A 13724-nucleotide genomic window follows, 5' to 3' on the forward strand; every position below is an offset into this window, starting at 1 on the left:
ATCGCCACAAGCTCGTAGCGAATGGCAAGTTTGCATCAAAAGCGGATGTAGGCCGAACGTCCGCTAATGGCCTGCGCAGTATTAATGCCCCGGCATTGGACTGCTTGGGCGTTTTACATCGCGTTTTCGCCTGACCGAGCCAGGGCTCGCAATGCGGCTCGGTTGAGGCAACCGGGGTGTACGCAGTAACAGGCTGATTTCTTCTGCGCTGACCGCTTTGCTGAAAAAGTGGCCCTGAATCTCATCGCAGCCGTTTTCACGCAGGAAGGTTTGCTGCTCTTCGGTTTCGACACCTTCGGCAATGACCTTGAGGTTCAGTTTGTGCCCCAACGAAATCACCGCGGTGGCGATGGCTTTGTCGTTCTCGTTGTCGGGCAGGTCGCGCACGAAAGACTGGTCGATCTTGAGTCTCGCGATCGGAAAGCTTTTCAATGCTGCGAGACTGGAGTAGCCAGTGCCGAAGTCGTCGATCGAGAGGCTGATCCCCATTGATTGCAGTTCCTTCATTTTGCTGATGGCTTGCTGAAGGTCTTGCATGATCAGGCTTTCGGTCAGCTCCAGCTCAAGGTACATCGGGTCCAGCCCGGTTTCTTGCAAGGCATGCATCACCCGGTCGATCAGGTCCCTTTCGACGAACTGGCGTGCAGAAATATTCACTGACATGGTAATCGGCGGCCAGCCCGCATCCTGCCAGGCCTTGTTCTGTCTGCACGCGGCATGAATCACCCAGTCGCCGATGGGCACGATCAACCCGGTTTCTTCGGCCTGCGGAATGAATTTGATTGGAGACACGATGCCAAGTTCGGGGTGCTGCCAGCGGATCAGTGCCTCTACGCCGATAATCTGGCCTGACTGCAAATCCACCTGTGGCTGGTACAGCAGCAGGAACTCGTCATGGTTGAGTGCGTTTCGAAGCCCGTCTTGCATGGCGAGCTTGCCCTGAACCTTGTTATTCATCTCGCTCGTATAGAACTGGTAACTGTTGCGACCCAGTTCCTTGGCCCGGTACATGGCGGCATCCGCGTTGCTGAGCAACGTGTCGGTATCGCTGCCGTCGGCAGGGTAGGTGGCCAACCCCATGCTGCAGGTGACGTGGAGTGTATGCCCGCTGAGTTGAATCGGTCGCAGGATGGCTTCCTGGATTTTGTGCAGGGCTGGAGTGACGCCGTCGAGGTCTGAGGGCTGGTCGAACAGGATGATCACAAACTCGTCGCCACCCAGTCGCACGACGGTGTCGGTGCGGCGTACGCACTCCAGCATGCGCTGGGCGACGGTTTTCAGCAGTTCGTCTCCAGCACTGTGTCCAAGGCTGTCATTCACCAGTTTGAATTTGTCCAGATCGAGAAACACCACCGTCACCAGGCGGTCGTAGCGCTGGGCATAAAGCATTGCCTGCTTGAGACGGTCTTCGAGCAGTGTGCGATTCGGCAGCCCGGTCAGTGCGTCATGGTCGCCCATATAGCGAATGCGCTTTTCGGTAAGCTGGCGTTCTATCGCAATACCGGCAAGCGGTGTCGCCATGTCAATCAGTCGCGTCTCGGCCGAGCTGGGGCTGCGTACGGTATTGGAATACAAGGCAAACGTCCCCAATACCTTTCGCTCATGGGACAGAATCGGCGTCGACCAGCAGGCTCGAAATCCATAGGGCGCAGCGGCTGAACGGTACGCTTCCCACAGCGGATCCAGCTCGATATCCGTGACGATGACCGGTTCTCGTCGATACACCGCGGTGCCGCATGAACCGACGTTCGGACCGATTGCAATCCCGTCAATGAGCTGGTTATAGGCTTTCGGCAAACTGGGGGCCGCCCCGTGCAGCAGGTGTTTGCCATCCTCATCCAGCACCAGGATGGACACCATCATCCCCTTCAACTGGGACTCCACCAGGTGAGCCAGGCTGTCGAGGACTTCTGCCAGCTCGGTGCTCCTGGCGATCAGCTCCAGGACATGACGTTGTCCGGCACGGATCACGGCTTCTTGCTCCAGTCGGCTGTTTTGCAGGGCGAGCCGCTCTGTGGCGATACTCAATTGGACCGTTCTTTTTTCCAGTTGAAGTCGGTCTTTGAGGAATTGATTTACCGCGCGAGCCATGTTGCCGATCTCGTCTTTCCCATGTTCTGCCATCATCAAATGCGTTTTGTCAGTGTGTTCCTGACGCAATTGCCGGCTAATTTCATTCAGACGCATGAGCACATGACGGCCCATGAAGACCCGGGTCACGAACCAGGCGAATACCAGGCTGGCGCCCAGCATGATCAGCACCCATTGCTGGCTACGATTTGAGGCTTCGACCAGGCGCTGCAGGGCTTCGCGATAGTCTTCGGTGTAAGCGCTGGATTGCGCACGGGCCACCGCGACCAGAACCCCAGCCTCATTCTTCAGTTCCTCATTGAAGCGCTGTATGACGTTGTGCTGATTGATGAGCTTCAGGCGCAGGGAGAAGAGATCAGGTGTCTTCACATCCGCGCCGGGTAACTGGCCTGCGGTGCGTGACAGGCGCTCATATCGGATCCGCAGCCGTTGCACGGCATCACTGTCAACAGCTTGCGGCAGATCGAAAAGTAACACCGCCAGTTCGAGGCTGGCCTGGGTCTGAGTCGCGGTTAACCGGGCGGTGTGATCCTCCATGGTTTGTTCGAAGGTGACCTCGGTTTGCAGCAGGCCTTCTCGCAGCTGAGCAACGATGTTGGCGGTATTGCGGAACATCTGACTCGACTGATGCATGTCGAGTATCGCCACGCCACTGTTCGCGGCAGTCAGCTGCTGCACCAGTTGATCAAGGGCTTCAAGCTGTTCGACAGTCGCCGCATAGCTTGAACGCAGGGTGTCGGGGGAGCGGGTTGTCAGTAGCTGATCAGTCTGGCGTTCGATCAGCAAGGTACGCTGCAGCATGTCTTGCCCATCTTGCATGCGGACCAGTCGTTCATCCGTCAGCTGGCGGGTGGCGTTGTTTGACGTGCGCACGGCGTAGACCGCCGTTGCACCACTCGCCAGGATCAGCAGCGCCAGCGTCAGAAACGCCAGTGTGAACTGTGCGCGTAGCGATTGCGGCAATAGCCGGCGTCCGAGCCGGGAAATAACGTCCAATGTCATGGATTCCATTGGTGGCGATAGATGTCTCGATAGCCATTGTCAGGGTCGTACTGGAATTTCTTCCCGCCGTCGAAGGCAATATTGTCGGCATTGACCAGGTGAATCGGCGCGACGAAGCCGCTCACCGGCTGACCTGCAAACAGCCGGTTCAATTCATCCATCACTTGCCAGCCATGCAGGTTGAGCGGCTCGGCCACGGTGACGGTCTGGTAGGTTTTTGCCTGGATGCGCAAGAAAGCCGAAGCGCTGCCATCGCCGGCAGACAACAGACTGATGCCGTCGCTGGGTATTGCGGCGTTGGTCAATGAGGCAATCGAGTAGTCGAAATAGATATCGTTGATAGCCAGCGTATGGGTCCAGCGTTTGCCATAGCGCTGAAGCAGCTCCTTGGTGATCGCCGGCATCTTCTCGCCACTTTCGGAGATCGCGACATCGCGCACTTCCAGTAACGTACATTCCTGACAGGCCCGAATGACGTTTTCCATGGCCTTGGCTTTCGCCATGGCGATGCTGTACTTGGAGTCGGTCAGGATGACCACGCCGGCGTGTCCGTTTGACTGTGCCACCGCCGCCATGGCCGTGAGGCGAGCCACTTCGAGCGGGTCGGTCGTGACGTTCATGGCCACCGGCGTGCCGTCAATCGGCCCGGGCCGTGCCCCGGCGTGCCAGCCAACCACCGGCACATCCCTGTTGGCGAAGAGGATCAGTGCGGCATTGTTCTCAAGGGCATCGGAGCCGCACAGAATGAGGCCGTCGGGTTTCGCTGCCAGGGCATCGGAAAAGGCCTTGGCGCGTCCGGCCGATGATCCAGCGCCGTCGAATATCTTCAGGGTCCAGCCCATCGCCTTGGCAGCCTCGCGAGTACCCTGCGCGACACCGACAATTCCGCCGTTACGCAAATCTTCTGCGACAAAGGCGATGCTCTTGCCCGGCAGGGCTTGCGGGCCGGACTCAGGGCCGCTCCAGCGAACGGCTTCGAGGGTGGCCCTGGAAACGATTTCCTGCGCTTGAATCACCGTAACCGTGGCGTTTTCGACACCCACTGTGGTTGGCAGGTTCTGGCCGAATCCGGGCGTTGCGGTGAAAAGACAGAAAACCGTAATTGAAGCGATCCAGAGTAGCCCGGGTCTGGAGTCGATGGCGCGATCAAAGTCTGGCATGGCGTCCCTTTTTGCCAAGAGTGCAGCGTTCACTGTCCGAAAGGATAGTCGGTTCTGCTGTCATCCGGTCTTTTGTGAGTAAAGTGCGCGAACTTTAGTCCTGAACATTCAGGAAACGGGACAGGGTCCATGGCACAAAACAAGGGACGAAGGCCAATTGCATCGTTGACTACATTGAGTGGTTTTACAAGGCTTCGGCACAATCCACTGAACTCAAGCATACCCACGCCTTTACAAAGCGCTGTTGTACAAATCCGTCACCAGCATGCAACCGGGGGCGTGGGTGATGCACAGTGGCGGGCGTGAGGCCTGCACCACCGATTGAGGTGTCACACCGCACGCCCAGAACACCGGTATTTCGTCAGCTTCAATGGGGACGGCGTCGCCGTAGTCCGGGGTGTCGAGCGCGTGGATGCCGATCAGCGACGGATCGCCGATGTGCACGGGAGCGCCGTGGACATTGGGCATGCGTGCGGTGATTTGAATGGCCTGGATGGCGGCAGCGGCTTTCATCGGCCGCATGCTCACCACCAGCTTGCCGCCGAGGCGTGCGGTGGGGCGCGTGTCGATGTTGGTCTGGTACATGGCGACATTGCGCCCCAGATCGATGTGCTTGAGGGGGATGCCGGCATCCAGCAACGGTTGTTCGAAGGAGAACGAGCAGCCGATGGCGAAGGCTACCAGGTCATCCTGCCAAAGATGCTCGATATCCAGCGGTTCTTCGCTCAGTTCGCCATGGCGATAAACCCTGTATCGGGGCACGTCGTGGCGAATATCAATGGCTGCTCCGAGATGGCGGAAATAAGGATCGCCCGGTTCGGTAATGTCGAGCAGCGGGCAGGCTTGACGATTGAGGGTGCAATACCTGAGAAACTCATTGGCCCAGTCACTGGGCAAAATCACGATATTGGCTTGCACCCGGCCTTGGCCCAAGCCGCTGGTGTGACCCTGATAGTGCCCGGCGGCGATGCTTTGGCGCAGGGCCAGAGGAGTGCTGCGCTGCAGTTGTTCGAAGGACAGGGCGGGTTGATTCATCATGGCGTCTCGGCAGGTTCGTTGAGCCTTTTTAGAAAACCGTGGTGATGCCGTCCAACAAGGAATGTTGTTGCCCCCAGACAACTAAAAGTTATTCAGGGGGCAGTCGGCTGTCGAGGCCCGGTGCCGCCACCATGAGTAACGGACCGACATCCGCAGCGTATTGGCAGACCACCTGGCGGCTCATCTCGACGATGTTCTCGATCAGTTCCAGTCCGACCCCCGCGCGCCACGAGGCCACGACGTCCAGTTGCGGCAAACGGCTGCCGGGGTCCAGCTGGATCAACTCGCCGCTGGCCAGGGGTTTGGCCACCAGCGCCGCCGGCAAGGCGCCAATACCAAAGCCGTCACGAATCAGCCGGGTCATGGCCGACACCGAGTTGACGCAACTGACACGCGGTGCGCCGATGCCATGGGCGTGCAACAGGTTGAGCACATCCTGATGCGGTCGTGAATGTTTGACGAAGGTGATGATGCGCTCGCCGGCCATCTCGGTGAGCGAGGCATAAGGTCGGGCGTAGATCGAGTTGCTGGCGGCGATCCAGTGCATGGGATAGTGCGCCAGTTCGAGGTTGCGCACGCTTTCGTGGCGGATCAGGTCTGTCTGGAAAACGATGTCCAGATAGCCCTTTTGCAGTTGCTCGCAGAGATTGCGCGCGGCGTCGGCAGTGATCTCGATTTCCACGGCAGGGAAGGTCTGCATCAGGGTCGACATCAACGGGCTGAGCCAGGTGTGAATCACCGTATCCATCACGCCAATGCGCACCAATCCCTGCTGCGGGCTGGTGTTGTCCAGCGAGTGTTTTAGCGCACGCTGAACCTCGAGCATTTGCTCGGCGTAGTCGAGCACCTTGAGACCTTCTGGCGTCAGCGACACTCCGCGTGAATCGCGCACGAACAGGCGCAGACCCAATTCGTCTTCCAGCGCGGCGATCCGGCTGGAAATCGCTGCCTGTGTGCTGAACATTTTCTCGGCGGTCAGGCTGAAGCTTTGCAGGCGGGCGACCCAGACGAAGGTTTCGAGGAATTTGAGGTTCATGGCGGTTCCCTTGGCGCTTATGGCTCTTGTAATGAAGGGGCGAGTTGCAATTGTTACTCCAGAGTCCGCCATCGCGGGCATCAAATTTTCTTATGCATAACCTCGTCTTTTTCCCGTTTGACGCCGTTCTACCCCTGCACGAAGAATCCGCCCCACGACGCAGATCGCTGCGTCCGCCCCCCACGACAACGCCTTCACAAAAAAACAATGAGGTGTGTCCGTCATCTTCGTTTGCTGCCGCAGGAACCTCTTCCATGGAAAAAATCATGACTGTCCACGTGCCTTCAAAAGCGGGGCGCACCCGCCCATTCAAGGGGTACGCCCCGGCTGGCACATTGCTCGGCCTGAGCCTGCTCTGTGCACCGGCCGCTCAGGCGGATTTCGTGGCGGACAGTAAAGGCAGCCTGGAAGCGCGCAACTTCTACTTCAACCGTGATTTTCGCCAGGACGGTTCGCGGGACAAGGCCGAGGAATGGGCGCAAGGTTTTCTGTTGCGGATGGAGTCGGGTTACACCGCCGGCACGTTCGGTTTCGGCCTGGATGTTTTGGGCATGGCCGGTTTCAAACTGGACTCCGGTGGCGGTACGGCGGGTACCAATCTGTTGCCACCGGATTTATCCGGCGGCTCGCAGGATCGCTATGGCGAGTTAGGCCTGACGGGCAAAATGCGCGTGTCCAACAGCACCCTGAAATTCGGGACATTGCAGATCAAAGACCCGGTGGTGAACTCCAACGATACCCGCCTGTTGCCGAGCACGTTCAAGGGCGGCCTGGTGAATGTGCAGGAAATCGATCGTTTGAAGCTCACGGCCGGTCAGCTCACGCAGATCAATTTCGTCGACTCCACCGACTATCAGGACATGACCGCCAACCGCATTGGCGGGCAAAGCGACAAGTTTCAGTTTGCCGGGGCGGACTATCAGTTCCTGCCGAACCTGACCGCGCAGTACCGCTACGGCCAGTTGGAAAACATCTACCAGCAAAATTACCTCGGGCTGGTGCACACGCTGGATCTGGGCTCAGGCCAGTCGCTCAAGAGCGACGTGCGCTATGCACGCAGCACCGAAGACGGCAACTTTCGTGATATCGACAACCAGGCCTTCGGTGCGTTGTTCACCTATAGCCTCGGTGGTCATGCGCTGGGCGTTGGCTATCAGCGCATGAGCGGCGACGATCCGTTTCCGTATATCGGGCGCAGCGACCCGTACCTGGTCAACTTCGTGCAGATCGGTGACTTCGCCAACATCGACGAGCACTCCTGGCAGGCACGCTACGACTACAACTTTGTCGCACTCGGTGTGCCGGGGTTGACCTTCATGACGCGCTACATCTCTGGCGACAATGTGCAACGCACTGCGCCGGGTGAGGGCAAGGAATGGGAGCGCAACACCGATATCGCTTACGTGGTGCAGGACGGTTCGTTGAAAGGGTTGGGTCTTAAATGGCGCAACGCGTCAGTGCGTTCGAACTTCGGTAATGACCTGGATGAGAACCGCCTGATCGTCAGCTATACCGTGGCGCTGTGGTAGAGGCTGGGCGGACTTGATATTCGATGCAGAAATAAGCAAATCGATATTTATTCCTTTTAATATTGATTCGTGAGGTTCATTTTGAAGGCCTGCACATCCGTGCGGATGTATTCGACATCAGACAGGAAGCCTCTTCATGACCATCAAAGCGATCAACGTCCGCAACCAGTTCAAGGGTGTCATCAAGGAAATCGTGACAGGCGAAGTGGTCTCCGAAATCGATGTGCAAACCGCCTCCGGCATCGTCACCTCGGTGATCACCACCCGTTCAGTGCGCGATCTTGAATTGAAAGTGGGTGGCGAGGTGATTGCCTTCGTCAAATCCACCGAAGTCTCGATCGCCAAGCTCTGAAAGGGTGCCTATTCGTCACTTCAGTAGAACTCACAAAAAACGCCGCTCAGTGAGCGTAATACTGTCCACTTAAGCGCGGCGCCCACATTTGTGGCGAGGGGATTTAGCGAAACGTCGCACCGCCCCGTTGGGCTGCGAAGCGGCCCCAGCGTCTTTTCAGACAGACTAAGTTGTCTGGATTACGACTGCTTCGCAGCCGAACGGGGTGGTGCGGCATTCCGATAAATCCCCTCGCCACAGGCTCTAGCTCGACTGAAGAATGTCTTAAGTGAACAGCATTACGCTCACTGAGCGGCGTTTCTGTTATCGGTGCTGACAGGAGACAAGTGTCGGCGGTTGTTTCAGGTGTCCCTTTCTTCCGCAACGTAGGAAAATCAAAACTGGCACGTCGGCGGCTATACCTTTCCCAACAGGCGACCGCCAATGCAATTGCACCGACCTTTATCACCCCAGGCGCCAGACCAACGCCGAACAATCGGCCAAAAGAAAAGAATCAAAATCATGCAAGCCCATACTTATCAACTACTGGAAATCGCCAACGGCAAACCGATCAAGCTCTGGACCGAAGGCGTCCCGGTAGAAAACGAAGCCAGACAGCAATTGATGAATACCGCCAGGATGCCGTTCATCTTCAAGCACCTAGCCGTGATGCCCGACGTGCACCTGGGAAAGGGCTCGACCATCGGCAGCGTGATTCCCACGGTCGGCGCGATCATTCCAGCCGCCGTCGGAGTGGACATCGGCTGCGGGATGATCGCGGCGTGCACGTCGCTGACCGCCGGCGATTTGCCGGACAACCTGCATGGCTTGCGTTGCGCGATCGAGAAGGCGGTGCCCCATGGCCGCACCAGTGGGCGCGGCGTTCGGGACAAGGGCGCCTGGGACAGCGTTCCGCGTGAGGCGGACCGGGCCTGGGCGGCACTGGACTCGCGGTTCAAGGCGATCACCGACAAGTACCCGAAACTCGCCAACACCAACAACCGTGGGCACTTGGGCACGCTCGGCAGCGGGAACCACTTCATCGAGGTGTGCCTGGATGAAACCAACCGGGTCTGGTTCATGCTGCACAGCGGTTCCCGTGGTGTCGGCAATGCGATTGGCAACCTGTTCATTCAAATGGCCCAGGCGGATATGCGTCAGCACCTCGCCAATCTGCCGGATCGTGACCTGGCTTACTTTAAAGAGGGCAGCCGGCATTTCGATGACTACGTCGAAGCGGTCGGTTGGGCCCAGGATTTCGCCAGGCAAAACCGTGCATTGATGATGCAAGCGGTGATTCAGGCGACCCGAAAAGTGATCAACAAACCTTTTGAGGCGGCGCTGGAAGCGGTGAACTGCCACCACAACTACGTGCAGAAAGAGCGACATTTTGGTCAGGAAATTCTGGTCACCCGCAAAGGCGCGGTATCGGCGAAGAAGGGCGAGTTGGGGATTATTCCGGGATCGATGGGCGCTAAAAGCTTCATCGTCCGCGGGCTGGGGAACGAGGAGTCGTTCTGCTCCTGCAGCCACGGCGCCGGCCGCACCATGAGTCGCACCAAAGCGAAAAGCCTGTTTACCGTCGAAGACCAGATCCGTGCAACCGCCCACGTGGAGTGTCGCAAGGATGCTGCCGTCATCGATGAAATTCCGATGGCCTACAAGGACATCGACGATGTCATGCACGCCCAGCGCGAGTTGGTGGAAGTGCTGCACACCTTGCGTCAGGTGGTGTGCGTAAAAGGATAGGAAAAAGGGGCACGCGTTCATCGCCGCAGCAGTGGAGCGTGCCCTATACAAACTGTCGCGCACTCAGGAAGACACTACTTCACCGCATAGAACTTGCGCACATACCGCGTACTTTTCCACGCGCACGGTGCCCCTAACGCCACAAACACGCTGTCGCCGGTGTTGACCTCCACACTCGTTCCATCAGGCGCCAGCAGGGTGACGCTGCCTTCGATCAGGTTCATCAGTTCATGGAGTTTGTGGGGCCGGGCGTGACGCTCGTACGGTGTCGAATCCCAAACGCCGACGCGCAACCGGGTGGCGTCGTCTTCGAAGGCATTGTGTGAGCGGCACTGCGGCGTCGGTCCGATCAAAATCTGCGGTTCCGGTGCGGCCGACGGCGAAAGCATGTCCAGCGGGTCGAGCGCAGTGAGGCCGGGTGTCGGCGGTGCGGTGGGGCTGGTGACTGCACAAAAGGCCCAGTACGTATCAGCGTTGGCCTGGAGTCGCAGTGATGTACCGCGACCGATCACGGCACCGGCGCCGACACCCAGTGCCAGCGTTTGCTCCTCGGATTGCAGCACGACGTGGCCGGCGTGGACCACGATCACTTCGGTGTGCGGAAAATCATCGCTATCGAGCGTTCCGCTGATGTGCACGATGCCCGCTGATACGCCATCCGGGCCGTTGTAGGCCACCTGGCGACCGTCCTTGAACGGATCGAAGGCACCCAAAGACGCTGCTGTAAAAGACGTGGTGACGCGGCTGCCGTCGGCGCGAGCCAACAGCAGAACGGTAGGTTCAGACATACGGGTGACGCTCCATAAAAAAGACGGTGAGGGATAGCGATCAGCCGATGGCTTGAGTCACCACAGCGAACTGCTGGACGCCATTGGCTGTTTGCGGCGGCGTGCCCTTGGCCATTTGCGCCACGGTATCGACCGGCTTCAAACCCGCCGAATCGAGCCATTCGGCCAGGCCGCTGTCTGCCGGGATGTCGATTCGCACGAAGGTATCCGGCACTTGCGCCAGCAGAACGGCGATCAGGTGTTTGGCTTGTTCGAGGTTTTCGGCGACCACCGGGCCGATGCAACGACCACGGCCGAAAGGGCGCAGCAAGGCGAAGGCGCGTAGCTGGCCGTCGCGTTCGATCCCCACCGAATGCTCGACCACCTCAAACAGATCGGCGAGCACCGCTTTGCGATCCAGCCCGCTGCCGGCATTGGCCAACGCCAACACACGAGCCTGATCCGCCGCGTTCAGTTCACGGCAATGTTCGCCGTCGGCCAGTGCGGTGGGTGCAGGTGGATTGGCGTTGCCCTGATGCTGCTGAATCCGGCCGAATTCGACAAAGCCCTGGCTGGCGTAAAGCGGTGCGCCGGCCAGTGTGGCGTTGAGCATCGGGGTGCGTGACTGGCAGGCGTCCAGTGCCTGTTCCATGAGCTTGCGGCCGATGCCCTTGCCCTGATAGTCATCACTGACGATCACCAGGCCAATGGTGGTGAAGCCGCCTTGGGGACAAGCGAATGCCGTGCCGATCAGACGCTCGCCATCGAGCACCACAAAGCCGTCGCTGACCCGTTGCAGCATCGCCCAGTCGTCCAGGCGATGAGGCCACTTCAACTCCACGGACAAGGCATGGGCCGAGGGCAGGTCGGCGGCCGTCATTGGCCGATAGACATAAGCAGGTCGTTGCAAGGCGGACATGGCGAGTCTCCATTGGACAGTGTGCGCGAGCGACCGGATTTCCGGCGCGATGGTGCCTGTATCCCATCTGTGTGAAGGCCTGACAAGGGGGGCTGAAGCATTCGGCAGATTCCGCAAGCCCGAGGCCGGCAGACCACACTTACTACTTAAATGCACCGCAAGGTCGGCAGCAAATGCCAGGGCTTTTTTTCTACGATGGAGGCCTGAGTTCACGACGCGTCGTCCCTTATTTGGAGTGCTCCATGGATAGCTTTGATCCCCGCCTTATTGCTGTGCGCAGCGCTCACTTCATTGCTGGAATGTACCGCGATGCACAACCCGGGCTTGAGGTGGCGCGCCCCTCTGACGGCCAGGTTTATGCCCAGTTGCCAATCGCCGATGCCGACCTGGTGGATGAAGCGGTCACGGATGCCTGGCAGGCGTTCAGTCGCAGCGACTGGGCCAGTCGTCCACCCCGGGAGCGGGCGCGGGTGATGCGCCGCTGGGCCGATCTGATCGAGGCGGACGCCGCCATTCTGGCTCCGCTGGAAGCCGTGGGCTCGACGCGGCCTCATAAAGATGTGATCGCCTGGGACATTCCTTATGTCGCCGAAGGCATTCGCTTCTTCGCCGAACTGGCGGACAAGCATGGCGGCCACGTCGCGGCGACCCAGAGCGATCGACTGGGCATGCAGATCGCCGAACCTTACGGCGTCATTGCCGCCATCGCACCGTGGAATTTCCCCTTGAGCATGGCCTCCTGGAAAGTGGCCCCGGCGTTGGCCGCCGGTAATGCCGTGGTGCTCAAACCTTCGGAGCTGACGCCGTTCTCCAGCCTGCGCTTTGCCGAACTGGCGCTGCAGGCGGGCATTCCGGCGGGGATTTTCAACGTCATCCAGGGCGATGGCCGCGTCACGGGCGATGCTTTGTGTCGCCATCCGCGCGTGGCCAAGGTGACGTTCACCGGGTCCACGGCGACCGGGTCGAGCATCATGTCGACCTGCGCGCTGGTGGGGCCGAAACCGGTGACACTGGAACTCGGCGGCAAGAGCCCGCAACTGGTATTCGCCGACGTACCGGACATCGCCAAAACCGCGCGCACCGTGGCGCTGGCCATTACCGGCAACGCCGGGCAGGTGTGCGTATCCGGTTCGCGGTTGTTGATCCAGCGCTCGATCATGGAACCGTTTATCGCGCATTTGCAGGCGTATTTCGAGGAACTGCGCCCGGGGCCGACCTGGTCATCCGAGAGCACGTTGTCGCCGATCATTTCCCGACTGCAAGCCAGCCGCATCGACGGCATCGTCCAGCGCTCGCGTCAGGCCGGTGCTGAAGTGCTGACCGGTGGCGGGTTGTTTGAAGGTCTGGGCGGGGCTTATTACCAGCCGACCTTGCTGACGGGGCTGGACAATGACAACCCGGCCGTCTGCGAAGAAATCTTCGGTCCGGTGCTGACGGTGCAGGCATTCGATGATGAAGAACAAGCCCTGAACCTGGCCGCGCACGCCACCTACGGCTTGGCGGCGGGCGTACACACCGCCGACATCAATCGCGCCCTGCGTCTGGTCCGGCGACTGGAGGCGGGGACCGTTTGGGTTAACCGTTACGGGCGCAGTAACGACTACATCCTGCCGACTGGCGGCTACAAACGCTCCGGCATCGGCAAGGACCTGGGGCGCGAAGCGTTCGAAGCCAATTTACGCTTCAAGAGTGTGCTGATCGATATCGTCCAGTAACACAAATCCCCCTGTGGGAGCGGGCTTGCTCGCGAAGAGGGAGTGTCAGTCGACATCAATGCTGCCTGGCACATCGCCTTCGCGAGCAAGCCCGCTCCCACAGGATTTCAGCAGCCTCTAGATCACCACCCAAACGGGCGCTTACTTCGGTAAGCGCCCGTTTTCGTTCAGCCCGGCGCAGGTTCTGCGGCAGACCGGTGCGTGATTGGGCCTTGCAGGGTTATAAAGGCCCATAAGAGCGCATAAATACGGGGTTTGCCCAAGGCTTGTGCGCGCCGCAAAGTCTGCTGAGGGCGGGCGTTAAAACGGTGGTTTGTATCAAGCGAAGGTCGCTTTTAACGCCATCTGCTGATTTCACAGTGTTGTAATGACGGTGTGCTGCAGCGC

10 protein-coding genes are annotated in these 13724 nt (G+C 59.2%); 4 read left to right on the plus strand and 6 right to left on the minus strand.

Translation table 11 applies throughout. From position 1 onward, the window contains the following. Positions 1-81 precede the first annotated feature (81 nt). The 4 genes from IB252_RS08975 to IB252_RS08990 all read right to left on the minus strand — a co-directional run bounded on the left by IB252_RS08975 (position 82) and on the right by IB252_RS08990 (position 6327). Positions 82-3102 carry an EAL domain-containing protein gene (locus tag IB252_RS08975; protein WP_111452607.1) on the minus strand — a complete coding sequence of 1007 codons (3021 nt, stop codon included), beginning with the start codon at positions 3100-3102 and terminating at the stop codon, positions 82-84. Beyond that, on the minus strand, positions 3090-4253 hold the full coding sequence (locus IB252_RS08980; protein ID WP_225607354.1) for a substrate-binding domain-containing protein: 1164 nt from the start codon (positions 4251-4253) through the stop codon (positions 3090-3092). The genes IB252_RS08975 and IB252_RS08980 overlap by 13 nt, the downstream gene beginning before the upstream one ends. Before the next feature lie 231 nt (positions 4254-4484). Continuing rightward, complete coding sequence (locus IB252_RS08985) at positions 4485-5288, minus strand: putative hydro-lyase (protein WP_192408586.1); 804 nt, start codon at positions 5286-5288, stop codon at positions 4485-4487. 91 nt (positions 5289-5379) lie between these two features. Further along, on the minus strand, positions 5380-6327 hold the full coding sequence (locus IB252_RS08990; RefSeq protein ID WP_008145748.1) for a LysR family transcriptional regulator: 948 nt from the start codon (positions 6325-6327) through the stop codon (positions 5380-5382). 266 nt (positions 6328-6593) lie between these two features. On the opposite strand from IB252_RS08990, the gene IB252_RS08995 reads away from it, so the two are divergent. From IB252_RS08995 to IB252_RS09005, 3 genes are all read left to right on the plus strand, one after another. Then, entirely contained in the window at positions 6594-7856 is a 1263-nt protein-coding gene (locus tag IB252_RS08995) for an OprD family porin (protein ID WP_225607385.1), read from the plus strand. A gap of 136 nt (positions 7857-7992) precedes the next feature. Continuing rightward, positions 7993-8208 carry a TOBE domain-containing protein gene (locus IB252_RS09000; protein WP_192408246.1) on the plus strand — a complete coding sequence of 72 codons (216 nt, stop codon included), beginning with the start codon at positions 7993-7995 and terminating at the stop codon, positions 8206-8208. Between the two features lie 501 nt (positions 8209-8709). Continuing rightward, the gene (locus IB252_RS09005; protein WP_192408247.1) at positions 8710-9936 is read left to right on the plus strand and encodes an RtcB family protein; all 1227 of its coding nucleotides are present in this window, start codon (positions 8710-8712) and stop codon (positions 9934-9936) included. A gap of 74 nt (positions 9937-10010) precedes the next feature. On the opposite strand, the gene IB252_RS09010 is transcribed toward IB252_RS09005, so the two are convergent. Next, a complete protein-coding gene (locus IB252_RS09010) occupies positions 10011-10724 on the minus strand; it encodes a cupin domain-containing protein (protein WP_192408248.1) in 714 nt (237 codons plus the stop codon). A gap of 40 nt (positions 10725-10764) precedes the next feature. After that, positions 10765-11622, minus strand: coding sequence for a GNAT family N-acetyltransferase (locus IB252_RS09015; RefSeq protein WP_192408249.1), 858 nt, complete (start codon positions 11620-11622; stop codon positions 10765-10767). A 242-nt stretch (positions 11623-11864) separates the two neighbouring features. Here IB252_RS09015 and IB252_RS09020 point away from each other — a divergent pair, with 242 nt between their 5' ends. After that, entirely contained in the window at positions 11865-13337 is a 1473-nt protein-coding gene (locus IB252_RS09020) for an aldehyde dehydrogenase family protein (protein WP_111452600.1), read from the plus strand. The last annotated feature ends 387 nt before the right edge of the window (positions 13338-13724 follow it).

It is taken from the genome of Pseudomonas sp. PDM10, assembly GCF_014852295.1.
In the GTDB taxonomy this organism is placed as follows: Bacteria; Pseudomonadota; Gammaproteobacteria; order Pseudomonadales; family Pseudomonadaceae; genus Aquipseudomonas.